The sequence below is a fragment of the Streptomyces sp. BYX5S genome, assembly GCF_054724165.1.
In genome coordinates this window covers 693214-715794 of the sequence record NZ_CM138829.1, presented here as the reverse complement: position 1 = coordinate 715794, position 22581 = coordinate 693214, and the positions used below count along the sequence as shown (strand labels likewise).

Genomic DNA, 22581 nt, shown 5'->3' with positions numbered 1-22581 from the left:
GGCCGTCACCTGGCGCGGTAGCGCCGCATCTTCGCACGGGCCCCGCAGACCGCCATGTCGCACCAGCGACGGCGGCCGGCGGGGCTCCGGTCGTAGTACGCCCAGTGGCAGTCGGCGGCCTCGCAGGCCTTGAGCCGGGTCCAGGTACCGTCGCCGCGCGCCTCGGCGATGGCCGCCGCGACCCGTCCGGCCAGGGACTCGGCGTCGACCGGGACCAGACTCGCCGCGCCGTCCCGCTCGTCGACGGCCACCCGCAGCGGGACCGGGGCGAGCAGCTCGCTCAGCGGGGTCACGGCGCGGTGCGGCGGGTGGCCCGCGTGGGCGAGGCAGGCCGCGCGCAGCGACTCGCGCAGCTCCCGCGCCGCGTCGACCTCGCCCGCCGCGATGCCGAACCGCTCGCGCGCCTCGGCCCGGTCCAGCGCGTCCTCGCCGGTGGTGATGTCGAGCAGCGTGTTCACCAGTGCCTCGATCAGGGCGAGGCCGCCGGGCGGGGTCTGGCGGGCATTCATGCTTGCGACGTTACCCCCAATGCGGGAGCATCCAGTAACGCCGAAGTTACCGGTTGACCCCGTATAGGGGTAACACGAGGAGGCATCATGCCCGTCGCACAACTCGGAGTCGTCGTCCTGGACTGTCCGCGCCCGCGCGAGCTGGCCGATTTCTACGCCGCCGTGCTCGGCGGCACCGTCACGGGCGCGGAGGAGGACTGGGTCGACGTGGAGGCGCCGGGCGGCCACGCGCTCGCGTTCCAGAAGGCGCCGGGGTACGCGGCGCCTTCCTGGCCGGCCGCCGACCACGACTCGCAGCAGTTCCACCTCGACCTGACCGTGGAGGACCTGGACACGGCCGAGAAGGAGGTGCTGGCGCTGGGGGCCACGGTGCTGGACGCGGAGGACCGCGCGCGCAGCTTCCGGGTTTACGCGGACCCGGCGGGGCACCCGTTCTGCCTCTGCGCCTGCTGAACGCTGCGCGGTGCGCGGTGCGCGCTGAGCCCGGAAACTTCACCCCTGAGTCCTGAGCACCAAGGAGTCGTCATGGCCTTCGCGAGAATCGGCACCATCGCCTTCGACTGCCCCGACCCCGTCGCGCTCGCCGAGTTCTACGCGGCCGTGCTCGGCGGCGACATCGAGAACTACGAGGGCAAGGGGTACTGGTACAACCTGCACGTGCCCGGCGGGCAGCAGCTCTCCTTCCAGCGCGTGCCGGACCACAAGCCGCCGCGGTGGCCGGCCGCCGACCACGACTCGCAGCAGCTCCACCTCGACCTCGACGTGGACGACATCGAGGCCGCGCAGGAGAAGGTCCTCGCCCTCGGCGCGACCGCGCTCGACCTGGACGACCGGGGTGGGGAGCGCGACTTCCGGGTGTACGCGGATCCGGCGGGGCACCCGTTCTGCCTGATCCGTCCGGACGCGGGGCAGTGAGCGGGGCCTACGCGTTCGGGGAACCGGGGCGGCTGTCGGGGGTGGCGGTGGACGGGCCGCGGCGCCGGCGTGCGGCGCGGGCCACGAACTCCGTGCTGCGCAGCACGCGCTGGACGTTGCCCCAGGTGAGCAGGGCGAGGTCGGTGTCGGTCCAGCCCCGGTCCTGGAGTTCCGCGATCAGGGCCGGGTAGCCGGCGGCGTCGGCGAGGTCGTCGGGGTGTGTGTCCCCGGTGTCGTACGCGCCCGACAGGCCGACCGACTCGGGGCCCGCGACGCGGTGCACGTGGTCGAGGTGGTCGGCGACGTCGCGCAGGGCGGGGCCGGTGCGCTCCGCCGAGCACGGCACGAGGCACAGGCCCTTGTTCGCGCCGAGCGCCGCGAGGACGTCGTCCGGGACGTTGTCGGGGTGGTCGTTCAGGGCGTGGGCACCCGAGCGGGTCAGGACGGCGGGGGCCTTCGAGACGTCGAACGCGCGGGTGATGGTCGGCGCGGAGGCGCCGGTGAGGTCGACGAGCATGCCGAGCCGGTTCAGCTCCCGTACGACCTCCTCGCCGAAGCGGGTGAGGCCCGCTTCCGACGCCCATGACGTGCCGCTCAGGGTGAGGGCGCGCAGGCCGAGGCCGTGCAGGCAGCGCAGGGTGCCGAGGGAGTCCGCCATGGCCGTGGCGGGGGCCGGGCCCATCAGGACGGCGATACGGCCGTGGGCGCGGGCGTCGGTGGTGTCGGAGGCGGAGCGGGCGAGGCGGAGGTCCTCCGGGTGGCGGGCGACGACGTTGGCGATCAGGTCGAGCTGTTCCAGCGTCGTGGTGACCGGGGCGTCCGGGGCGGTGTGGGGTGCCCACAACTGGGCGCCGGTGCCGCCCGCGCGCAGGCGGGGCAGGTCGGCCTCGACGGCGCTCTCGCCGAGCTCCAGGTCGTACCAGGGGAGCGTACGGAGCACCTGCGGGAGGCCGCAGTAGCCGTCGGCGACGGGGTGGCGGGTGAGGAGGTCGCGGGGCGGGGTGGGAAGGGTCTCCCGGGCGGGCGCCTCGGTGTGGGATTCCAGGGCGCCTGCCTCGGCGGTGGCGTTGAGTTGGTCCTGCAGGTCTGCCATGGCAGGGGCTCCGGGCATCGGTGGGACTGCTTCCGAACCAGCCTGGCACGGGGGGCGGCGGGGGTCTCGGCGAGCGGTGCCGTTCGGGTGGGCGGGTGTGTGGTTGCGCGTCCCCGGCGGTCCGGGGCGGGCCCCTCCTCACGTGCCGCGGCACCGGGGTCCCCTTTTGCCGAACCGGGGCCGGTCCCCCCTCTGCCTGGCGCGGCACCGTGCGCCGCCTTGCCCACCCTGCCGCCCCTGGCGGCAGATTGCCCAAGGCGGGGTGCGGCAGCCCTGCGGGGTGCGAGAGCCGGGGTGGCGGCGGATGGCCGGGGGCGGGGTGCGGCACCCCGGGAGGCCGACGCCCCCGGAGGGGGCGGGTGGGTGGGAGATGGGCGGGGAGAGACAGCGGGTACCGGCACCCCATCAAGCCCCTGCGGCGATTGAGCAGCGGGGGCCGGGGCGGAGCCCCGAGGCGTAGGGAACGACCGGCGCCACCAAGCGGGTGAGACCGGCCCCGTCAAGCCCCTGCGGCGTAGGACCGGCCCACGTTCCCGAGCGGATGAGACACGCCCCCTCAAGCCCCTGCGGCGATTGAGCAGCGGGGGCCGGGGCGGAGCCCCGAGGCGTAGGAAACGACCGGCGCCACCAAGCGGGTGAGACCGACCCCATCAAGCCTCTACGGCGTAGGACCGGCCCACGCCCCCGAGCGGATGAGACACGCCCCCTCAAGCCCCTGCGGCGATTGAGCAGCGGGGGCCGGGGCGGAGCCCCGAGGCGTAGGGAACGCCCCCTGCCCCCCGAGCCGCGGAGCGTCAGGGTTGTGGGAGGACGCGGACACCCGCGGCGGTGAGGTCCGTGAGGGTGGGGGTCGCGGACGGCGCGTCCGTGATCAGCGCCGTGATCGCCTCCCACGGCAGAACGCGGAAGCGGGACGCCGTGCCGATCTTCTCCGACGACGCGAGGATGTACGTCTCCGCCGCCCGCGCAGCCAACGCCCTCTTCATCGCCGCCTCCTCCGCATCCCCCGTGGTGAGCCCCGCCTCGGGATGCACCCCGGTGACCCCGAGCAGGCACAGGTCGGCGGAGACGTTCTGCGCGGCCTCGACCGCCGCCGCCCCGCACGCGACCGCCGAATGCTTGAAGATCCGCCCGCCCAGCAGGAACAGCTCCGCCCCGGGATGGTCGAGCAGCGCCGCGGCGATCGTCGGACTGTGCGTGATCACCGTGCAGTCGAGGTCCTTCGGCAGCGCGCGGGCCACGGCGAGCGCCGTCGTACCGCCGTCGAGGATCACCGAGCCCCCGGGCCGCACGAGCCCCGCCGCCACCGCCGCGACCTGCCGTTTGCCGTCCGGCGCCACCGCCTGCCGCGCGTCGTAGTCCACGACCGCCGGGGAGGCGGGCAGCGCACCCCCGTACACCCGCTGGCACAGCCCTTCGGCGGCGAGATCGCGCAGATCACGGCGCACGCTGTCCTCGGAGATCCCCAGCTCGGCGGCGACGTCCTTGGCCACGACCTTGCCCGTACGGGCGAGCAGATCGAGCAGGTGGTCGCGTCGCTCAGCAGCCAGCATTCACGTTCCTTCCTGATGTTGCACGTTTTTGCATGTATCTTAGCGTTCATGAACGACAAGCCCCTGATGATTCTGATCGCCGGCCCCTACCGTTCCGGCACCGACGGCAGCCCGGAGGCGCTCGCCGCCAATCTCGCCCGTCTGGAGAGCGCCGCGTGGCCCGTGTTCTCGGCCGGCCACCTGCCCGTGATCGGGGAGTGGATAGCCCTGCCGGTGCTGCACTCCGCGGGCGCGGGCCCCACCGACCCGCTCGCCGAGGACGTGCTCTACCCGACCGCCGACCGGCTGCTCGCCCACTGCGACGCCGTGCTGCGGCTGCCCGGCGACTCCACCGGCGCGGACCAGGACGTCGCCACCGCCCGCCGCCGCGGCCTGCCCGTCTACCACGACGTGAGCGAGATCCCCCGGCGCACTCCGCAGGAGACCGCGTGACCGGCCGCCCCGGCATCGACGTCCCCGACCACCGCGGCCGCACGGGACTCGACCGGGCCGGACGCGACCTCGACCGCAATCCGGACGTACGGATCGGCGACGTCGAACTCACCTCGCAGGGCTGGCACGTCCTGCGCCGCACCACCTTCGACTACCGCCGCCGCGACGGCCGTTGGGAGACGCAGCAGCGGGAGACGTACGACCGGGGCAACGGCGCGGTGGTCCTGCCCTACGACACGGAGCGCGGCGTCGTCCTGCTCACACGCCAGTTCCGCTACCCGGCCTATGTGAACGACCACCCCGACGGCATGCTCGTCGAGGCCGCGGCGGGGCTGCTCGACGCGGACGATCCGGACACCGCGATCCGCCGCGAGAGCGCGGAGGAACTGGGTGTCGAACTCGGCCCGCTCACCCACGTCCTCGACGCCTACATGAGTCCGGGGTCCGTGACCGAGCGCCTGCACTTCTTCGCGGCGCCCTACACCCCGGCCGACCGGACGGGCGCGGGCGGCGGCCTCGCGGAGGACGGCGAGGACATCGAGGTCCTCGAACTCCCCTACGCCGAGGCCCTCGCCATGACCCGCGACGGCCGCATCACCGACGGCAAGACGATCATGCTGCTCCAATGGGCGGCGCTGCACGGCCCGTTCGCCGCGCGGCCCACCCCCTGAAGCGGCACGCCGCCGTCAGCCGTCGAGTTGTGCCAGCGTCGCGTTCGACGGGCCGCGGCGGGACCGGAGGTCGGCCGCCACCGCCTCCGCGTCACCGAGGACACGGACCGCGTTGCGCCAGGTCAGCTTGGCGAGGTCGGCCCGCGACCAGCCCCGGTCGACCAGCTCGGCGATCAGGTTCGGGTAGCCGGAGACGTCGTCCAGGCCGTCCGGCGTGAACGCCGTGCCGTCGTAGTCGCCGCCGACACCGATGTGGTCGACGCCCGCGACCTCGCGCATGTGGTCGAGGTGGTCCGCCACGGTCGAGACCGTGGCGACCGGGCGCGGCCGCGCCTCCTCGAAGGCGCGGTGCAGCTTCATCGCCTCCGGCGACGTGTCCAGGTGGTGGAAGCCGTGCGCGCGGAGGTTGTCGTCGGCCGCGGCCGTCCAGTCGACCGCCGCCTGGAGCACGAACTTGGGGACGAAGGTGGCCATGGCCACTCCCCCGTTGCCCGCGAGGCGTTCCAGTACGTCGTCCGGGATGTTGCGGGGGTGGTCGCAGACCGCGCGGGACGAGGAGTGGGAGAAGATCACGGGCGCTTCCGAGACATCCAGCGCCGCGCGCATCGTCGTCGCCGCGACGTGCGAGAGGTCGACGAGCATGCCCTCGCGGTTCATCTCGCGGACGACCTCGCGGCCGAAGGCGGACAGGCCGCCGACGCCGGGCTCGTCCGTCGCCGAGTCCGCCCACGCGATGTTGTCGTTGTGCGTGAGCGTCATGTAGCGCACGCCCAGCGCGTACAACGCCCGCAGCGTCGCGAGGGAGTTGTTGATGGAGTGGCCGCCCTCGGCGCCCTTGAGCGACGCGATCCGGCCTTCCTTGCGCGCCGCCTCCATGTCGGCCGCGGTCCGCGCCTCGCGCAGCTCACCCGCGTACCGGGCGATCAACTGGTCGACGCAGTCGATCTGTTCGAGCGTGGCGCTGACCGCCGCGTCGCCCGCGAGGTCCGTGCGCACGTACACCGACCAGAACTGCGCGCCGACGCCACCGGCCCGCAGCCGCGCCAGGTCCGTGTGGAGATGGGCGCTCTGGTCGGTGGCGATGTCCCGGGCGCCGATGTCGTACGTGACCTGCTCGCGCAGCGCCCACGGCAGGTCGTTGTGCCCGTCGACGAGCGGGAACTCGGCGAGCAGCGAACGGGCTTCCTCCAGGGAGGCGGTCACGCGCGTCACTTCCCGAAACCGAAGCCGGAACCGGCGCCCTCGACCTTGGCCCGCAGCCGCTTGCCCTTCTCGGTCGCCTGGTCGTTCAGCTCCTGCTGGAACTCCCGCATGCGGCCGAGGAGTTCCTCGTCGTGGGCGGCCAGCATGCGCGCCGCGAGCAGGCCCGCGTTGCGCGCCCCGCCGACCGACACCGTCGCGACCGGGACGCCCGCGGGCATCTGCACGATCGAGAGCAGCGAGTCCATGCCGTCGAGGTACTTCAGCGGGACCGGCACGCCGATCACCGGCAGCGGCGTCACCGACGCCAGCATGCCGGGCAGGTGGGCGGCGCCGCCCGCGCCCGCGATGATCGCCTTCAGCCCGCGCGCCGCGGCCTGCTCGCCGTACGAGATCATCTCGTGCGGCATCCGGTGCGCGGAGACGACGTCGACCTCGTAGGGGATCTCGAACTCGTCGAGCGCCTTGGCGGCTGCCTCCATGACGGGCCAGTCGGAGTCGGAGCCCATGACGATCCCGACGACGGGTCCCACTGCGGCGCTGCTCATTCGGTGATCGTGCCCCTCAGGTAGCCGGCTGCGTGACGGGCGCGCTCCAGCACGTCGTCCAGGTCGTCGCCGTAGGTGTTGACGTGACCGACCTTGCGGCCGGGCTTCACGTCCTTGCCGTACATGTGGATCTTGAGCTGCGGGTCGCGGGCCATGCAGTGCAGGTACGCGCTGTACATGTCCGGGTAGTCGCCGCCCAGCACGTTGACCATGACCGTCCACTCGGCCCGCGGGCGCGGGTCGCCCAGCGGCAGGTCGAGGACGGCGCGCACGTGGTTGGCGAACTGGGACGTGATCGCCCCGTCCATCGTCCAGTGGCCGGAGTTGTGCGGGCGCATCGCCAGCTCGTTGACGAGGATGCGGCCGTCGCGGGTCTCGAAGAGCTCGACGGCGAGGTGGCCGACCACACCGAGTTCCTGCGCGACGCGCAGCGCCAGCTCCTGCGCCTCGCCGGCCAGGTCCTCGTCGAGCTCGGGGGCCGGCGCGATCACCGTGTCGCACACGCCGTCGACCTGCTGGGACTCGACGACCGGGTAGGCGACCGCCTGGCCGTGCGGGGAGCGCACGACGTTGGCCGCGAGCTCGCGGGCGAAGTCGACCTTCTCCTCCGCGAGGACCGGGACGCCCGCCTTGAACGGGTCGGCGGCGTCGGCCTCGGAGCGCACGAACCACACGCCCTTGCCGTCGTAGCCGCCGCGCACGGTCTTGAGGATGACGGGGAACCCGTCGCCCTCCTGCGCGAAGGCGACCACGTCGGCCGGGTCCTTCACGATCCGATGGCGCGGGCAGGGCACGCCGAGCGAGGTGAGCTTCGCGCGCATCTCGCCCTTGTCCTGGGCGTACAGCAGCGCGTCGGGGCCCGGCCGGACGGGGATGCCGTCCGCCTCCAGGGCCCGCAGGTGCTCTGTCGGTACGTGCTCGTGGTCGAAGGTGATCACGTCGCAGCCGCGCGCGAAATCGCGCAGCGTGTCCAGGTCGCGGTAGTCGCCGACGACGACATCGCCGACGACCTGCGCCGCGGAATCCTGCGGAGTGTCACTGAGGAGCTTGAACTTGATGCCGAGCGGGATGCCTGCCTCGTGCGTCATACGAGCGAGCTGGCCGCCGCCGATCATGCCGACTACCGGGAACGTCACGGGTCCAGGGTATCGGCCAATTGACCGGTTCCCGTACGGGGCTCTTTCTGTAGGAAAGAACGAGGGACGGCCGCGGCGAGGGCCGGGGTGCGGCCGTACCCGTCGTCCCCCGGCGTCCGGGAGAGCCCGCGGTTAGCATGGCTGGGTCGGTCGAGCACCGGACAGGACCACGACATCACGGGGACACCACGGGGGCTGAGGCGACCATCATGAGCATCACCGGACGGACCGGCCGCATCGGCGCACTGCGACGGCGGCTCGCGGGCGTGGCCCGTGAAGTCGCCAAGTTCGGTGTCGTCGGCGCCCTGGGCGTCCTGGTGAACTTCGCCGTCTTCAACCTCATGCGGCACAGCACCGACCTCCAGGTGGTGCGCGCCAGCGTGATCGCGACGGTCGTCGCCATCGCCTTCAACTACGTCGGGTTCCGCTACTTCACGTACCGCGACCGCGACAAGAGCGGGCGCGCCAAGGAAATGACGCTGTTCCTGCTGTTCAGCGCGGCGGGCCTGGTGATCGAGAACGGGGTCCTGTACGCGGCGACGTACGGGTTCGGCTGGGACAGCCAGTTGCAGAGCAACGTCTTCAAGTTCCTCGGCATGGGGCTCGCGACCCTGTTCCGGTTCTGGTCGTACCGGACGTGGGTGTTCAAGGCGCTGCCCGCGCGGGAGGCCGTCGCGAGTGCGGAATCGTTCCTGAACACGGACGGTTCGACCCCGGCGGTCCGCACCCGCTAGGGGCCGTCCTCGGGCTCCCGTCCTCACCTGATCATCTGCTCGTCCTCCTCCTGGCCCGTCGCCTTCTTCAGCGGCGTACGGGAGAGGAAGAGGCCGAAGACCGGTGGGACGGCCTGGAGCATTTCGAGGCGGCCGCCGTCGGCCTCCGCCAGGTCGCGGGCGACGGCGAGGCCGATGCCCGTCGAGTTGCGGCCGCTGATGGTCCGCTCGAAGATCCGTGAGCCCAGTTCGGACGGCACGCCGGGACCCTCGTCGGTGACCTCGACGATGGCCTGGCTGCCGGTGACGCGGGTGCGCAGGGCGACGGTGCCGCCGCCGTGCATCAGCGAGTTCTCGATCAGCGCGGCGAGCACCTGGGCGACCGCGCCCGGGGTGCCGACCGCCGTGAGGTGGCGCTTGCCGGAGGAGACGATGGCGCGTCCGGCGCTGCGGTAGGCGGGCCGCCACTCCTCCAGCTGCTGCTTGATCACCTCGTCCAGGTCGAAGGGGACGGCGGAGCCGGTGCGGGGGTCGCGGGAGTTGGTGAGCAGCCGCTCGACGACGTCGGTGAGCCGCTCGACCTGCGCGAGCGCGATCGTCGCCTCCTCCTTCACCTCGTTCAGGTCGTCGGTCATGGTGATCTCCTCCAGGCGCATGGAGAGCGCCGTGAGGGGCGTACGCAGCTGGTGCGAGGCGTCGGCCGCGAGGCGCCGCTCGGCCGTCAGCATGCGGGCGATGCGCTCCGCCGAACCGTCGAGGACGTCGGCGACGCGGTCCAGCTCCGGGACGCCGTAGCGCTTGTGCCGGGGGCGCGGGTCGCCGGAGCCGAGGCGCTCCGCCGTGGAGGCGAGGTCGGTGAGCGGGGAGGCGAGGCGGTTGGCCTGGCGTACGGCGAGCAGGACGGCGGCGACGATGGCGAGGAGGGCCACGCCCGCGATGATCAGGAGCGTGCGGCCGACCTCCGTGGTGACGGCCGACCGGGCCTCCTCGACGGTGACCTTCTCGCCCTGTTCACCGGTGGCCGTGTACGCGATGACGTCGCCCTCGGGCGGGCTGCCGATGGTGATGGGCTGGCGGCCCGGCATGTCGATCTCGGCGTAGCGGGCGCCGGCGACCTGGTCCTTGAGGATGCCGGACGTGATCTGTTCCTCGCCGAGGATTCTGCTGTCGACGATGGAGGCGAGGCGGACGGCCTCCGACTCCACGCGTTCCTGGGCGCTGTTGGTGATGGTTCGGGTCTCCACGATGACCAGGGAGACGCCGAAGACGGCGATCACCACCAGGACCACGGCGAGGGTGGAGTTGATCAGTCGGCGACGCATGTCTCTCAGTGTCCCGGATGCGCGCGCCGAACCGTGGTTCCGGCCACAGGGCCCGGCCGATCAAGCCCCTGCGGCGATTGAGCAGCGGGGTCCGGGGCGGAGCCCCGTGCGGGTGGGTCAGCTCTTCTCGAACCTGAAACCCACGCCGCGCACCGTGGCGATGTAGCGCGGATTCGCCGCGTCGTCGCCGAGCTTCTTGCGCAGCCAGGAGATGTGCATGTCGAGCGTCTTGGTCGACGACCACCACGTCGTGTCCCACACCTCGCGCATCAGCTGGTCACGGGTGACGACCCGCCCCGCGTCCCGCACGAGGACCCGCAGGAGGTCGAACTCCTTGGCGGTGAGCTGGAGTTCCTCGTCGCCCATCCACGCACGGTGCGACTCGACGTCGATCCGCACGCCGTGCGTCGCGGGGGCCTGGCTCGGCTCGGTGGCACCGCGCCGGAGCAGCGCCCGCACCCGCGCCAGCAGCTCGGCGAGGCGGAACGGCTTCGTCACGTAGTCGTCCGCGCCCGCGTCGAGGCCGACGACCGTGTCCACCTCGTCGGCGCGGGCGGTGAGGATCAGGATCGGCTCCGTGTGCCCCTCGGCGCGCATGCGGCGGGCCACTTCGAGGCCGTCCATGCCGGGCAGTCCGAGGTCGAGCACGACGAGGTCGATGCTTCCCTGCAGTCCGGCGTCGAGGGCGGCGGGACCGTCCTCGCGTACTTCGACCTCGTAACCCTCCCGGCGCAGGGCACGGGCCAGCGGCTCCGAGATGGACGCGTCGTCCTCGGCGAGCAGTACACGGGTCATGGGGTGATGGTAGTCCGCGGCGGACGACGCACGTGAGGTGATCGGCGACTGCGGCGCCCGCGAACATACGGAATTTTTGCCTCCGCGTTGCCGCCCTGCGGTCGGCGGGTGCCATCCTGGAGAACACCTTTGAAATAGTGCGGGCGGTTCCGCGAAGGCCTGTGATCCATCTCTCAAGTCCTTCCATATCCCACTGAGTCGTTCGTAAGGTGATTCAACGCCTGATGCACTACTGGGGGACCTTTGGAGCGCACCGCGCATCCAAGGTCCCTTTCTTGTGCGAGCTGACTTCGGTCAGCATTTTTAGGAATGACCTGTGGCCGGGCCCCGCGCGTAAGGATGCGTGCCGGGTGTGGATCTCGGGTCCGCCGTACCTCGTCCCGTCACGACCATCTCGTGCGGGCACATCCCCTCCGGGCGTGGGGAGGACGGTAGGACTCCGGTGCCGGCCGCCCCCCACCGGGCGCGTACTCGCTGCTGCGCGGCGCGTCCCGACACCCCACGAGGATCGACCATGGCGTCCAGCCTGACGAAGGACTCGGCCGGCACCCCCGGCTCGCAGAAGACCTTCTTCGGCCACCCCCGCGGACTGGCCACTCTCTTCATGACCGAGATGTGGGAGCGTTTCAGCTTCTACGGCATGAAGGCACTGCTCCCGCTGTACCTGATCGCTCCCGGCGGGCTCAGCATGAACCCCGCCACGGCCACGGCGATCTACTCGGTCTACATGTCCATGGTCTACCTGCTCGCCCAACCGGGCGGCTGGTTCGCCGACCGCTTCTGGGGCCCCCGCAAGACGGTGGCCTACGGCGCGGGCATCGTGATCCTCGGCCACATCACGCTGGCGCTGCCCGGCTCGGGCACGTTCTTCGCGGGCCTCGCGCTCGTGGCCCTCGGTTCCGGTCTGCTCAAGGCCAACATCTCCACGATGGTCGGCCACCTGTACGACGGCCCCGAGGACCCGCGCCGCGACAGTGGCTTCACTGTCTTCTACATCGGCATCAACCTGGGTGCCTTCCTCGCGCCGCTGACCATCGGCACCGTCGGTGAGAACGTCAACTGGCACTTCGGCTTCGGTCTCGCCGCGGTCGGCATGGCCCTGGGCCTGATCCAGTTCCTGCTCGGCACGCGCCACCTCAGCGCCGAGAGCGACGTCGTGGTGAAGCCCGCCACGCCCGCGGAGAAGGCGAAGTCCCTGCGGACCTCGCTGATCTGGGCCGCCGTCGCCGCCGTCTTCTACGTGATCGTCGTCGCCACGGGCACGTACACGCTCAACTGGATCCTCGTCCCGCTGACGCTGATCGGTCTGATCATCCCGGTGGCCGTCCTGGCGCGCATGAAGCGCGACAAGGAGCTGTCGAACGACGAGCAGTCCAAGCTCTCCGGCTACATCTGGTTCTTCATCGTCGCCGCCATCTTCTGGATGATCTACGACCAGAACGGCTCGACGCTGTCGATCTTCGGTGAGAACTCGACGACGAACCACCTGCTGGGCTTCGACTTCCCGACGTCCTGGTACCAGTCGCTGAACCCGATCTTCATCATGGCCATCGCGCCCGTGGTCGCGTCCGCCTGGCTGTGGCTGAACAAGCGCGGCAAGGAGCCGAGCACCGCGGTCAAGTTCGGTTCGGGCCTGGTCCTGATCGGCATCTCCTTCGTCGTCTTCCTGATGCCGCTGCTCGACACCGCCAACAACGGTGGCCGGGTCTCTCCGATGTGGCTCGTGTCGATCTACTTCATCCAGACCATCGGTGAGCTCTGCCTCTCCCCGGTCGGCCTCTCGGTCACGACCAAGATGGCTCCGGCCAAGTACGGCTCGCAGATGATGGGTGTGTGGTTCCTCGCGGTCACCGCGGGTGACTCCGTGACGGGTCTGCTCTCGACCGCCGGTGTCGACCTGAACACCACGGGGGCGGTTGCCGCCGAGGCGGTGCTGGCGATTGCCGCGGGTGTCGCGTTCTGGATGTACCGCAAGAAGGTCAAGGAGCTCATGGGCAGCGTGAACTAGCGCGCCCCCTTTGACCTGAGCGAAAGGGGTCGGCCCGCACCGCAATCCGGTGCGGGCCGACCCCTTCCCCCGTTCAAGCCCCCGCGCCTCAAACGCCGGCGAGGCTGGGTTGGCTCGGCGAGGCTGGGTTGGCTAGCGGCGGATCGTTCGCCTCGCGCGCGGAAGGAACGTGAAGATCGCGCCGCCCAGGAGGATGACCGTGCCGGCCGCCAGGCCGAGGGCGCGGAGGGCCGCGTCGTCGGAGGCACCGGTCTCGGCGAGGCCGCCACCCGTGGCCGCCGAACCGCCACCCGCCGAGCCGGAGGCCGAGCCACCCGCCGAGCCGCCGGCCGCGCCGCCCGCCTGGGCCGAGGTGTCCAGTTCCAGGGAGACCGGGGCATCGCTCGGGGTGCACGTGGTGGTCGTACCGAGGGCCTTCACCGTGAGCACGCCCGGCGACAGCGTCGACTTGCCGTCGGCGCCCGGCTTGTAGGTACCGGTCAGGTCGGGGATGGTCATCGGGTCACCGGACTTGATGGGCTCCTTGTTGGTCGGCCCCTCCACCGCGACCGTGCCCTTGTCCGCGCCGCCCAGCTTCACCGCCATCGACGGCTTCACCGAGTCGGCCGGGATGTCGGCGGGGCTGTCCATGACCGACTTCTTGAACTTGACCGTGAGGGCGAAGTTCCCGCCGTCCTTCTTCGCGTTGATCTGGACCGGCGACGTGGCGTTCTTGTCGCCGATGGGCGTCTTGCAGGCGTACGGGACCGAGACCTCCTTGCCCGTGAAGTCGCTCTGGCCGCCGCCACCACCCGTGGAACCGCCCGAGTCGCTGCCCCCGGAACTCGACGAACCACCACCGGACGAGCCGCCCGTCGCCGTTCCCGGTAGCCCGCCGATCACGCCGCCACCGCTCGACCCGGCAGAGCCGCCGGACCCGCCCGAGCCGCCCGAGCCGCCCGAGCCGCCCGAGCTCCCGGCGCCCTCGCCCACCTTGATGGTCGCGCCCGGCTTCACCGTCTCCTTCGGGGAGCACTTGGTGTCCGTCGACACCGGCTTGCTGACGTTGATCGTGTACTTGTCGGGCGTCAGCGTCACCTCGCCCGCCTTCTCCAGCTTCAGCTCGCCCTTCATCGTGGACAGCTTCATGGGGCTGTTCTTCGGGATCGCCGGGTTCTCCCGCGGCCCCTTCATGGCGATGTCCCCGGTCTGCGCGCCCGCCGCCTTCAGCGTGCCCGTGGGCTGCACGGTGTTCGCGTCGAGATCGAGGACGTCCGGGTTCTTCGACGCGCCCTGGACGAACTTCCAGGTCACCTCGACCGTGTCACCGACCTTCGCCTCGGCGGGAGCGGTGATGTCCGTGATCGTCGTGCCCTGCACCGGGTCGAGCCCGGAGATCGACGGCGGTATGCACTCCGTCGCGTACGAGCTCTCGGCGGCCTGCGCGGGCGACGCCGCCACGGCCAGCAGACCCGCCCCGCCGAGCATCAGGGCGACTCCGGCCGCGCTCACTCTCCGTTGGGTGCTCACGTGTTTCCTTTCGTCGTCGGGCTGTTGTCGTGCGGTGCGGAGAGTTGCCCGGCCGCGGGTTGCTCCGGACCGGTGTCCGGGGTGAACCAGGGCAGGGTCGTGTTCTGGGTGGTGCGGGCGCCGGGCGCCTCTACGGGTGCCTGCGGCGCGGGTCCCCCGGGCGGCTTCGCCTGCGGAAGCCGCACCTTGGGGAGCCGTACGGTGAGCGCCCCCGCGCCCCTGGACCTCGTACCGGAGCGCGAACCGGACCACGAGGAGCGGCGGTCGCGCGGGCGGACCCGGTCCACGACCGCCATGCCGATCCGGAACACGGCGGCGGGCACGACGACGCACAGCAGGATCCAGAAGAGCGTGACGCCCCAGGGACGGCCCACGCCCCACGGCTGTTCGGCGAGGACCTTGCCGCCGTACTTGAGGGAGACGAGGTAGTCGCCGTGCGCGCCCGCCGACAGCTCGACGGGCAGCTTGATCCGCGCCTTGTGCCCCGGCTGGATCGTGCCGCGCCACTGCTGGTCCTCCCACTGCGGCGCGAACACCCCGTGGGAGCTGCCGACTTGGAAGACGGGGTTCTTGACGGGGCTGGCGCCCACGTTGCCGACGGTGAACGTGAAGGTCCGCGAGGGCGGCGCGCCGAACCAGGTCAGCAGCCCGCTCGCCCCCTCAAGGCGGGTGTCGGCCACCATGGCGAGCTGCCCGCTGCCGGAGGCGTCCGGCAGTGTCTTCACCGGGTGCCCGGCCACCTGGAAGGCGGCGTCCACCTCGGCCTTCTCCCCGGTCACCGTGGCGACGTGCACCACGCACGGGCAGGGCTTCGGCGGCTCGGCGACCGGGAGCCTCTTGCTGAACGCCCCCTTGGAGTCGGTGGTGACCGCGCGTCCGTCGGAGTTGGCGCAGGAGTTGGTGCCGCCGACGACGCCGCGCGTGGGTGTCGCCTGCCCGCACACCAGCATCATCAGCAGCGTGTCGGGCCGCCAGTCCGCGCCCTTCACGGTGATCGAACCCCCGGTGCCCGCCTGGGACTTGGAGAGTTCCACGGTCGGCCGGTCGGCGGCGGCAGCCCACGGAGCGGTGCCCGCGAGCAGGGCCGCCACGAGGGCGAGGACGGTCAGCAGCCGCGAGGCGCGGGAGCTGCGGCGGTTCATGGCGCACTCCTTACGTTCCCTGGTCGGCGGAGCAGCTGGAGCAGGCGGGGCGGGAGCGCCGCGGGGCGGCGGCGCAGGTACCAGTACGTCGCGCAGGCCGCGCCCGCCAGCACGGCGAGCGCGCCGCCGACGGCGCCCCACGGCACGAACCGGGCGCTCGCGGTGGCCGAGTCCGCCGCGCCGCCGCCCGCGGTGACCGTCACCTTCACGTCGACGTCGTCGAGCGCGGGCGTGCCCTTCCACGGTTCGGTGAGGCCGACCCGCCGCCCCGGCAGGACCTCGACCGGCAGCTCACGGCTCCGGTCCAGGACGGTTCCGAACACCCCGTCCGCCGTCACCTCGATGCGCGGCGACAGCGTGGTGTTGCCGCGGTTCACCACGTCGTACGTGATCGCCCCCTCGGCCACCCGTACGTGTTCGACCGTGAGGGCGGACAGCGTGGGCCCGCTCACCCGCAGGTGCACCCTGACCCCGGCGTCCCGCCCGCCCGCGCTGACCACGACCGCGCCCGGGTGATCGCCGGGGGTGGCTCCCGGGGGCACGGTCACGGTGAACGGCACCTCGGCCCGCGTCCGCGCCGGCACCTCCACGGTGTCGTCGGCGAACCGGATCCAGGCCCCCGTGTCCGTGGCCTTCTTCCGGACGTCCAGCGCCCCGTCACCCTTGTTGTCGGCGTCGGCCCCCCGCAACCGGACCCTCAACGCCTTCGCACCCGGATTACTGACCGCGACCGAGTCCTCCAGCACGGTCCCGGCAGCCCCCTCCGCAAAGATGTACGGCCTCCCACCCCCACCCGAAGCCCCCACACTCCACTGCCCCCCGGCGGCATGAGCGGGCACCAAAGCCCCCCACCCCAAGCCCACCACCACCGCGAAAACCAGCCAGATCAAGCCCCTCCGGCGATTGAGGAGCGGGGCCCGGGGCAGAGCCCCGCGGCCGCAACACCGCGGAGCCTCACACCTCGTCGACGAGCGCAACGTCATCTCAGCGACTCACGCCCCCTACCGGGACGCCGCCTGATGCCGCCGCGTCAACCACAACACCCCACCCACTCCGGCCAGGAGCACGGTTCCGCCCAACGTCCCGAGCGCCACCGCCGAATCCTCCGGCCCGGTCTGCGGCAACGAATCCCCACCAGACGGCGCGGACTGCGAGGCCCCCGAATCGTCCCCGGCCCCGCCACCCCCACCTCCGCCCCCGGCACCGGCACCGGCACCGGCCCCGCCACCCGCCGCCTGCACATCCAGCTCCAGCGACGGCTTCGGACTGTTGGACGGCGTACACGTCGTCGTCGTACCGAGCGCCTTGATGGTGAGCACCCCGGCGGTGAAGTTCACCTTGCCGCTCTTCTTCGGCGTGTACGTCCCGGTCAGATCACTGATCTTGATGGGGCTGTTGGCCGGGATCGCCTTGTCGTTCGCGGGCCCGGTCGCCGTGAACTGCCCGCTGTCCGCGCCGCCCACCTTGATGACGGCACTGGGGTTCATCGCGCCCTTGCCCAGCTCGACCGGGCTGGAGGAGACACCCTTCTGGAAGGACATCGTGATCTTGTAGCCGCTGCCGCTCTTGGCGCTCTTCATGTCGATCGGGGAGACGGCCCCCTTGTTCCCGATCGGCGTCTTGCACTGGTAGTTGACGTTCTGCACGGTGGCCGAGGCGGTGGGGGCGGCCATCAGCACCGCCGAGCCCGCCAGGGCCGCGCTGAGCGCGAACGCGGCGGTTCGCTTCTGGTACGTCCGGTACGTCACCTCGAAGTCCCTTCAACCCGACGGTTACTGACGGTTCATCAGATGCGGGTGGCTCAAGGTACGCCGGGGACCTTGTCGAGGGAAGACAAAGAGCACGCCGGATCGAAGACGATCCGGCGTGCTCGAAGAAACGCACGTGAGGGGCGGTTACGCGGGGGCTCCGACCTCCGCCCACACGACCTTGCCCGTGACACCCGGGGTACGGACGACTCCCCAGTCGAGGCAGAGGCGCTGGACGATGAACATGCCGTGCCCGCCGGGGCGGCCGACCCGGTGCGGGGTGCGCGGCGCGGGCTGCCCGGCCCCTTGGTCGGCGACCTCGATGCGCAGCACCTTGTTGGCCCGCGCGTCACCGAAGTACAGGGCGATCTCGTCCGGACCCTCCGCGTGCAGGCACGCGTTCGTGACGAGTTCGGAGACGACGAGCAGCACGTCCTCCGCCGCGGCCCGGCGGTCCGCGGTCGCCGCCGGCAGCCAGCCCCAGGCGTGCAGCGCGTCGCGGGTGAAGTCACGGGCGAGCGGCACGATGCCGCTCTCACCGCTGAGGCTCAGCCTGCGGACCTGTGCGGCCGAGACGACCGGCTCTTCGCCGGGCTCTGGGCCGTGGTCGCCCGGCGAGTAGGGCCGGGTGGTGCTCATCAGCACTTCACCTCACCGATTCACCAATTCAGCTTCAGGATTCTGTGTTCAGGGTCCGAGTGCCCCCTGCCCGGCCGAGAAGTCCGGGTCGAGGATCGGGGTCGCAGGGTCGTCGAGGTCGCAGGGTCGAGGTCGTGTTCGGGGGGTCTCCTGCCCGACGGGACGACGGAAACACCCACTTGTTCGGAACGGCTCCTGTGACGCTGGTAACGCATCGATCACGCAGAGACAACTGGAGCGTAACTTCTGCACGTTGCCACGGTCCGCAACCGTCCGGTTCCGGTCAGTCGCCGGAGGGGTCCGGCTGGAGGGCTTCCTCCAGGGACGCGTGCACCGTAAAGACGGCATCCGCGCCGGTGATCTCGAACACCCTGGCCACCACCGGGAGCATGCCCGCGAGGTGTACTCCACCACCGGCGGCCTCGGCCTTGAGGCGGGCCCCGAGGAGCACGTTCAACCCCGTCGAATCGCAGAATTCGAGCCGAGAACAGTCGATTACCAGCCTGGAATGTCCATTGCCGAGGCATTCGTCCAGGGGTTCGCGCAACAAATCGGCCGTGTGGTGATCCAACTCACCTGCCGGGGTCACGACGGCGCTCGACCCCTCTTGTCGCACCTCGACCAGAAGCCGGCCCCGATGTGCACTGCCGACTGTCCCGCGGTCCATGACGACCCTCTCCCGCTGCCTACGACGTGCTGGTTGACGCCCTCGAACACTACGCCTTATTGGCATGTGCCGACACCCGAACAACCCCTAGGATTCGGACATTTCGCCCCAGAACGCACTTGCGACCAGGTAAGGAAAGCGGGTAGGCCTAGTAAGGACAGCAATCGACCACGGCCGGCTTTGGAGGCGCCGCACTTAGAAGCAGTGCAGGTATTGGCATCGGCAGCCATATGCCGAGAACGCATGGAGGACATCATGTCAGCCCGGATCGACGAATCGCGTACTGACCAGGCGACGTCGACACTCCCCCCGGAAACCCACACCGACGTCGAGACCGAAGGCCTCGAAGGCCTCGAAGGCCTCCCGGAGATCCCGCCTTACGACGAGGTGGGGCCGGTCGACGCCCGAGCCCTCTCCAAGACCCTCTTCGAGCGACTCGAATCCCTCGACGAAGGCACCCACGAATATTCGTATGTCCGCAACACGCTGGTCGAGCTGAACCTGGCTCTGGTCAAGTTCGCGGCCTCCCGGTTCCGTTCGCGCAGCGAGCCGATGGAGGACATCATCCAGGTCGGCACCATCGGCCTGATCAAGGCGATCGACCGCTTCGAGCTGAGCCGTGGCGTCGAGTTCCCGACTTTCGCGATGCCAACCATCGTCGGCGAGATCAAGCGCTTCTTCCGCGACACCTCCTGGTCCGTGCGCGTACCGCGCCGCCTCCAGGAACTCCGTCTCGACCTCGCCAAGGCGGGCGACGAACTCGCCCAGCAGCTCGATCGCGCTCCTACGGTGGGCGAGCTCGCCGAACGCCTGGGCCTGACGAAGGACGAGGTCGTGGAGGGCATGGCGGCGTCGAACGCGTACACCGCCAGCTCGCTGGACGCCCAGCCCGAGGAGGACGACTCCGAGGGTGCGCTCGCGGACCGCATCGGCTACGAGGACCACGGCCTCGAGGGCATCGAGTACGTGGAGTCCCTGAAGCCGCTGATCGCCGAACTTCCGCCGCGGGACCGCAAGATCCTGTCGCTGCGGTTCGTCGCCAACATGACCCAGTCCGAGATCGGCGAGGAACTGGGCATCTCGCAGATGCACGTGTCGCGGCTGCTGTCGCGGACGCTGGTGCGCCTGCGCAAGGGTCTGACGCTCGAGGAGTAATCGCTCGACCCCGCACCACCGGCAACATCGGCAACACCAGCAGCACCGTTAACACCCTGTCACGTCGAGGGGGCCGACCGTCACACGGTCGGCCCCCTCGGTGTGTTTGCGCCAACTGCCACTCCACTTACAGGAGTTACCAACGGAAACACCTTTCCGTACCACCACTCCTGCACCACTATGAGCACCCATCGAGGGCCGGCGCCCCGGGCCTGCTCCGGTGACAGGAGGACACGGTGTCCGTGAACGACTGGGGCCGCACCACGGCCCCCGACCACCGGCTCGTCGCCCTGCTGCGGGCCGACACCCCGACCGCGTACCCCGCGCTCGGCGAACTGCGCCGCAGACACCGGCACGCGCTGCTGTCGTACGCGGGGGTGTGCACGGCCGACGCGGACGCCGCGCGCCAGTTGGCGGCGCTGGCCTTCGCCCGCGCCGCCCGCGAGGTCGCGCGCGGCCTGGAACCGGCGGGCTCCTGGCGCCACCACGCGCTGCTGCTCGTGCACCGCACCGCCGTCGAGTGGGCCGCCGACGACCGCCGCGGGCGCCTGGCCCCCGGCTTACTGGGAGCGCTCGCCGCGCCGGACGCCGACCGGCCGCCCGCGCTGCTGCCCGCCTTCCACGCGCTGCCCCCGCGCACCCAGACGCTGCTGTGGCACGCGGTGGTGGACGGCGAGCCCGACGCGGCGACCGGACTGGCCGTCGGCGCGCCCGCGCGGGAGATCGCGCAGTCCCGCTCCGCGGCGCTCGACGCGCTGCGCGACGCCTGCCTCGCGACGCGGGCGGCCCGTACGCGGGGCACGTACTGCCGTGGCTACCGGCGCCTCATCGAGGAGGCCACGCGGCCGGGCCGCCCGCGCGGCACCGCCGATCTGGACGCCCACCTGGCCCGCTGCCCGAGCTGCACCGCCGCGTACCTGGAGCTGACGGCCCTGCGCGACGATCCGCGCCGGGCGCTCGCGGAGGGGCTGCTGCCGTGGGGCGGCACGGAGTACCTGGCCCAGGAGCGGCCCCCGGTCGCCGCCGCCCCGGCCCCGCCGCCCGGCAGACGCCCGCGGGCCACCGCCCCGCGCCGCCACCGCGCGGCCCCGGCCGCCCGCCACCGCCCGTCCCGCAGGCGCGCGGCCCGCGCCCGGCGGCCCCCGATGGGCGTGGCGCTGGCGACGACGGCGGCCGGTGTGGCGCTGGTGCCGCTGCTGATCCTGACGCTGACGGAGGGCCGCCCGGACCTGTCGTCCGTGGGCCGGGGCATGACCCCGACGACGCAACCGCCGACGACGGTCACGGCGACCACGACCACGACGACGACCGCCACGACCACGACGACGGCCACGGCGACCGCGACGAGCACCCGTACGGTCACGGCGCCCCCGCCGTCCGCGCACTCCACGTCGCCCACGCCTCCGGCCTCCAAGCCCTCGCGGCGAACGCCGAGTTCGACGCCCTCCGCCCCGCCGCCGTTCCGCCCGCCCGGCGAGGAGTACGCGGAGATGATCGACGTGGCGTCGGGCCGGTGCCTGGACATCTCCCGTACGCCCATGCGGGACGGCGACGACGCCGTGGCCGTGGAGTGCGACGGCACGAGCAGCCAGCAGTGGCGCGTGGACCCGGTCGACGGCTTCGTCCAGTCCGCCGCGAACCCCGGCTTCTGTCTCGACAACCGCGGCGACACCGACCTCACGATCGGCATCCGGCACTGCGCGGAGGCGGACGACGACACCCCCGACAGGCTGACGTTCTCCGTACGCCCCGACGGCTCCGTCCGCCCCGCGACGGACCCCCGGGCGGCGCTGACCGCGCTGGACGACGACTCCTTCCTCGTCGGCCAGCGGAAATTCAAGGGCGGGAAGGAACAGCGCTGGCAGGCGGGCAAGGGCCTGTGACCGGTTGATCGACGGGCCGCAGGGCGGCCCTGGCGAGGGCGATCACGTCGCGCAGCCCGGCCCCGGGAGCGGACGGCGCCGCGTCCGACGGCTTCCCGGCCGACCCGGCGCACCTGCGGCATACGCCCTTCCCTGTTCCCCGCGGCAACGGGTCACGGCACTCCGCGCACTCCCCGAGCGGCGCGACCCGCTTGCGCGGTGCGGGGGTGGGGAGGACGGCCGTGGGCGGTCGGTTCCGCAGCCGGTACTCGACGAGGGCGGCGGCCGAGCGGAGCGGGCTGGGCAGGTCCGCGGTCAGCTGGCGCCGGAGATCGGCTTCGCTCCGTCCGTCCTCCAGAGCGGTGCCGACGAGCGGCGCGAGGCGCTCGACGTCGCGGACGCCGAGGCGCAGGGCCGGTGCGTGCTCGACGAGTCGGGCGAGGAGCGCCGTGGCGCGGTGGGGGGTGTTGTCCTTCGGGGTTTCACCCAAGGGGTATGCGCCGACGGCCTGCGCGGTCGCGTCACCGACGGGCGGCGCGTGGCCACTCGGGGCGCTCGGAGCACTCGGAACGCTGGGGGCGAATACGGCGGCCACCTCCTCGGCCGACGTCAACGGCACGTTGGAGACGAGGACCTGAGTCGTCCAGCGCCCGGTCTCCGGGTCCTGCGACCGCCGCGTGTGGAGGTACCCCTCCTCCTCCAGCTGCCGCCTGGCCTTGCGCACGGCCAGGCGGCCTTCCGGCATCTTCTCGCCGAGGGACTGGACGGTCTCCCGGGACCCCTCGGGCAGGGACAGGGCCCAGAGGAGAAGCCGTACGGCCGTGCCGTTCAGACGCGGGTTCCGGATGATCTCGTTGGGAACCTGAGAGAAGAAACGGGCAGGCGGGATAGCATGCTTGAGCATCGCGATGGACCTCTGATCCATTCGTCGGTGAAGGCCCTCAGATTGGTGTTCGCAGCACCG

At 71.7% G+C, this 22581-nt stretch carries 23 protein-coding genes; 8 read left to right on the top strand and 15 right to left on the bottom strand.

Translation table 11 applies throughout. The features are described 5' to 3' along the window. Positions 1-5 precede the first annotated feature (5 nt). Positions 6-509 (bottom strand): CGNR zinc finger domain-containing protein, encoded by a 504-nt coding sequence (locus tag ACYBSK_RS03265; protein ID WP_460245107.1) that lies wholly within the window; start codon positions 507-509, stop codon positions 6-8. Between the two features lie 87 nt (positions 510-596). On the opposite strand from ACYBSK_RS03265, the gene ACYBSK_RS03260 reads away from it, so the two are divergent. Together ACYBSK_RS03260 and ACYBSK_RS03255 are read left to right on the top strand one after the other, a co-directional pair. Then, positions 597-962, top strand: coding sequence for a VOC family protein (locus ACYBSK_RS03260; RefSeq protein WP_457475303.1), 366 nt, complete (start codon positions 597-599; stop codon positions 960-962). Between the two features lie 72 nt (positions 963-1034). After that, the gene (locus tag ACYBSK_RS03255) at positions 1035-1424 is read left to right on the top strand and encodes a VOC family protein (RefSeq protein WP_460245106.1); all 390 of its coding nucleotides are present in this window, start codon (positions 1035-1037) and stop codon (positions 1422-1424) included. Positions 1425-1431: 7 nt separating this feature from the next. Here the strand turns inward: ACYBSK_RS03255 and ACYBSK_RS03250 are convergent, their stop codons facing one another. Continuing rightward, positions 1432-2517 carry a dipeptidase gene (locus ACYBSK_RS03250; protein ID WP_460245105.1) on the bottom strand — a complete coding sequence of 362 codons (1086 nt, stop codon included), beginning with the start codon at positions 2515-2517 and terminating at the stop codon, positions 1432-1434. Positions 2518-3311: 794 nt separating this feature from the next. Further along, positions 3312-4070 (bottom strand): DeoR/GlpR family DNA-binding transcription regulator, encoded by a 759-nt coding sequence (locus tag ACYBSK_RS03245; protein ID WP_460245104.1) that lies wholly within the window; start codon positions 4068-4070, stop codon positions 3312-3314. A gap of 48 nt (positions 4071-4118) precedes the next feature. On the opposite strand from ACYBSK_RS03245, the gene ACYBSK_RS03240 reads away from it, so the two are divergent. Beyond that, complete coding sequence (locus ACYBSK_RS03240) at positions 4119-4502, top strand: DUF4406 domain-containing protein (RefSeq protein WP_460245103.1); 384 nt, start codon at positions 4119-4121, stop codon at positions 4500-4502. After that, positions 4499-5173 carry an NUDIX domain-containing protein gene (locus ACYBSK_RS03235; RefSeq protein WP_457475298.1) on the top strand — a complete coding sequence of 225 codons (675 nt, stop codon included), beginning with the start codon at positions 4499-4501 and terminating at the stop codon, positions 5171-5173. The genes ACYBSK_RS03240 and ACYBSK_RS03235 overlap by 4 nt, the downstream gene beginning before the upstream one ends. 15 nt (positions 5174-5188) lie before the next feature. On the opposite strand, the gene ACYBSK_RS03230 is transcribed toward ACYBSK_RS03235, so the two are convergent. The 3 genes from ACYBSK_RS03230 to ACYBSK_RS03220 are packed head-to-tail and all read right to left on the bottom strand — an operon-like array spanning position 5189 to position 8078. Further along, on the bottom strand, positions 5189-6385 hold the full coding sequence (locus tag ACYBSK_RS03230) for a dipeptidase (RefSeq protein WP_457475297.1): 1197 nt from the start codon (positions 6383-6385) through the stop codon (positions 5189-5191). Continuing rightward, positions 6382-6921: a 5-(carboxyamino)imidazole ribonucleotide mutase gene (purE, locus tag ACYBSK_RS03225; protein WP_457475296.1), complete on the bottom strand. Its 540-nt coding sequence runs from the start codon at positions 6919-6921 to the stop codon at positions 6382-6384. The genes ACYBSK_RS03230 and purE overlap by 4 nt, the downstream gene beginning before the upstream one ends. Continuing rightward, complete coding sequence (locus ACYBSK_RS03220) at positions 6918-8078, bottom strand: 5-(carboxyamino)imidazole ribonucleotide synthase (protein WP_457481637.1); 1161 nt, start codon at positions 8076-8078, stop codon at positions 6918-6920. The genes purE and ACYBSK_RS03220 overlap by 4 nt, the downstream gene beginning before the upstream one ends. Positions 8079-8266: 188 nt before the next feature. On the opposite strand from ACYBSK_RS03220, the gene ACYBSK_RS03215 reads away from it, so the two are divergent. After that, a complete protein-coding gene (locus tag ACYBSK_RS03215; RefSeq protein WP_460245102.1) occupies positions 8267-8791 on the top strand; it encodes a GtrA family protein in 525 nt (174 codons plus the stop codon). 23 nt (positions 8792-8814) lie between these two features. On the opposite strand, the gene ACYBSK_RS03210 is transcribed toward ACYBSK_RS03215, so the two are convergent. Together ACYBSK_RS03210 and ACYBSK_RS03205 are read right to left on the bottom strand one after the other, a co-directional pair. Beyond that, positions 8815-10092, bottom strand: a complete 1278-nt coding sequence (locus ACYBSK_RS03210; RefSeq protein ID WP_457475294.1) for an ATP-binding protein — start codon at positions 10090-10092, stop codon at positions 8815-8817. A gap of 117 nt (positions 10093-10209) precedes the next feature. Next, positions 10210-10887 (bottom strand): response regulator transcription factor, encoded by a 678-nt coding sequence (locus ACYBSK_RS03205; RefSeq protein WP_457475293.1) that lies wholly within the window; start codon positions 10885-10887, stop codon positions 10210-10212. 514 nt (positions 10888-11401) lie between these two features. On the opposite strand from ACYBSK_RS03205, the gene ACYBSK_RS03200 reads away from it, so the two are divergent. Then, the gene (locus ACYBSK_RS03200; RefSeq protein WP_457475292.1) at positions 11402-12895 is read left to right on the top strand and encodes a peptide MFS transporter; all 1494 of its coding nucleotides are present in this window, start codon (positions 11402-11404) and stop codon (positions 12893-12895) included. A gap of 132 nt (positions 12896-13027) precedes the next feature. On the opposite strand, the gene ACYBSK_RS03195 is transcribed toward ACYBSK_RS03200, so the two are convergent. From ACYBSK_RS03195 to ACYBSK_RS03170, 6 genes are all read right to left on the bottom strand, one after another. Further along, positions 13028-14362 carry a hypothetical protein gene (locus ACYBSK_RS03195; protein ID WP_460246951.1) on the bottom strand — a complete coding sequence of 445 codons (1335 nt, stop codon included), beginning with the start codon at positions 14360-14362 and terminating at the stop codon, positions 13028-13030. Between the two features lie 38 nt (positions 14363-14400). Beyond that, on the bottom strand, positions 14401-15546 hold the full coding sequence (locus tag ACYBSK_RS03190) for a hypothetical protein (RefSeq protein ID WP_460245101.1): 1146 nt from the start codon (positions 15544-15546) through the stop codon (positions 14401-14403). Beyond that, the gene (locus tag ACYBSK_RS03185; protein WP_460245100.1) at positions 15543-16292 is read right to left on the bottom strand and encodes a COG1470 family protein; all 750 of its coding nucleotides are present in this window, start codon (positions 16290-16292) and stop codon (positions 15543-15545) included. The genes ACYBSK_RS03190 and ACYBSK_RS03185 overlap by 4 nt, the downstream gene beginning before the upstream one ends. 255 nt (positions 16293-16547) lie before the next feature. Beyond that, positions 16548-17294, bottom strand: a complete 747-nt coding sequence (locus tag ACYBSK_RS03180) for an LPXTG cell wall anchor domain-containing protein (RefSeq protein WP_460245099.1) — start codon at positions 17292-17294, stop codon at positions 16548-16550. A gap of 147 nt (positions 17295-17441) precedes the next feature. After that, positions 17442-17933: an ATP-binding protein gene (locus ACYBSK_RS03175; protein ID WP_460245098.1), complete on the bottom strand. Its 492-nt coding sequence runs from the start codon at positions 17931-17933 to the stop codon at positions 17442-17444. Positions 17934-18216: 283 nt separating this feature from the next. Next, positions 18217-18600: an STAS domain-containing protein gene (locus ACYBSK_RS03170; RefSeq protein WP_457475287.1), complete on the bottom strand. Its 384-nt coding sequence runs from the start codon at positions 18598-18600 to the stop codon at positions 18217-18219. A 243-nt stretch (positions 18601-18843) separates the two neighbouring features. Here ACYBSK_RS03170 and ACYBSK_RS03165 point away from each other — a divergent pair, with 243 nt between their 5' ends. Together ACYBSK_RS03165 and ACYBSK_RS03160 are read left to right on the top strand one after the other, a co-directional pair. Beyond that, entirely contained in the window at positions 18844-19755 is a 912-nt protein-coding gene (locus ACYBSK_RS03165) for an RNA polymerase sigma factor SigF (protein ID WP_457475286.1), read from the top strand. A gap of 236 nt (positions 19756-19991) precedes the next feature. Continuing rightward, positions 19992-21638, top strand: coding sequence for a ricin-type beta-trefoil lectin domain protein (locus tag ACYBSK_RS03160; protein ID WP_460245097.1), 1647 nt, complete (start codon positions 19992-19994; stop codon positions 21636-21638). Here the strand turns inward: ACYBSK_RS03160 and ACYBSK_RS03155 are convergent. Next, on the bottom strand, positions 21592-22521 hold the full coding sequence (locus tag ACYBSK_RS03155) for a hypothetical protein (protein ID WP_460245096.1): 930 nt from the start codon (positions 22519-22521) through the stop codon (positions 21592-21594). The two genes, ACYBSK_RS03160 and ACYBSK_RS03155, sit on opposite strands and share 47 nt — an antisense overlap. Between the last annotated feature and the right edge of the window lie 60 nt (positions 22522-22581).

What these genes read in the sequence shown, in the direction of transcription:
- ACYBSK_RS03170 (WP_457475287.1), bottom strand. Translation starts at nt 18,600, where the DNA reads ATGGACCGCGGGACAGTCGGCAGTGCACATCGGGGCCGGCTTCTGGTC.
- ACYBSK_RS03190 (WP_460245101.1), bottom strand. Translation starts at nt 15,546, where the DNA reads ATGAACCGCCGCAGCTCCCGCGCCTCGCGGCTGCTGACCGTCCTCGCC.
- ACYBSK_RS03215 (WP_460245102.1), top strand. Translation starts at nt 8,267, where the DNA reads ATGAGCATCACCGGACGGACCGGCCGCATCGGCGCACTGCGACGGCGG.
- ACYBSK_RS03165 (WP_457475286.1), top strand. Translation starts at nt 18,844, where the DNA reads ATGGAGGACATCATGTCAGCCCGGATCGACGAATCGCGTACTGACCAG.
- ACYBSK_RS03155 (WP_460245096.1), bottom strand. Translation starts at nt 22,521, where the DNA reads ATGCTCAAGCATGCTATCCCGCCTGCCCGTTTCTTCTCTCAGGTTCCC.
- ACYBSK_RS03255 (WP_460245106.1), top strand. Translation starts at nt 1,035, where the DNA reads ATGGCCTTCGCGAGAATCGGCACCATCGCCTTCGACTGCCCCGACCCC.
- ACYBSK_RS03260 (WP_457475303.1), top strand. Translation starts at nt 597, where the DNA reads ATGCCCGTCGCACAACTCGGAGTCGTCGTCCTGGACTGTCCGCGCCCG.
- ACYBSK_RS03250 (WP_460245105.1), bottom strand. Translation starts at nt 2,517, where the DNA reads ATGGCAGACCTGCAGGACCAACTCAACGCCACCGCCGAGGCAGGCGCC.
- ACYBSK_RS03245 (WP_460245104.1), bottom strand. Translation starts at nt 4,070, where the DNA reads ATGCTGGCTGCTGAGCGACGCGACCACCTGCTCGATCTGCTCGCCCGT.
- ACYBSK_RS03175 (WP_460245098.1), bottom strand. Translation starts at nt 17,933, where the DNA reads ATGAGCACCACCCGGCCCTACTCGCCGGGCGACCACGGCCCAGAGCCC.
- purE (WP_457475296.1), bottom strand. Translation starts at nt 6,921, where the DNA reads ATGAGCAGCGCCGCAGTGGGACCCGTCGTCGGGATCGTCATGGGCTCC.
- ACYBSK_RS03210 (WP_457475294.1), bottom strand. Translation starts at nt 10,092, where the DNA reads ATGCGTCGCCGACTGATCAACTCCACCCTCGCCGTGGTCCTGGTGGTG.
- ACYBSK_RS03240 (WP_460245103.1), top strand. Translation starts at nt 4,119, where the DNA reads ATGAACGACAAGCCCCTGATGATTCTGATCGCCGGCCCCTACCGTTCC.
- ACYBSK_RS03200 (WP_457475292.1), top strand. Translation starts at nt 11,402, where the DNA reads ATGGCGTCCAGCCTGACGAAGGACTCGGCCGGCACCCCCGGCTCGCAG.
- ACYBSK_RS03195 (WP_460246951.1), bottom strand. Translation starts at nt 14,362, where the DNA reads ATGCTCGGCGGGGCGGGTCTGCTGGCCGTGGCGGCGTCGCCCGCGCAG.
- ACYBSK_RS03205 (WP_457475293.1), bottom strand. Translation starts at nt 10,887, where the DNA reads ATGACCCGTGTACTGCTCGCCGAGGACGACGCGTCCATCTCGGAGCCG.
- ACYBSK_RS03265 (WP_460245107.1), bottom strand. Translation starts at nt 509, where the DNA reads ATGAATGCCCGCCAGACCCCGCCCGGCGGCCTCGCCCTGATCGAGGCA.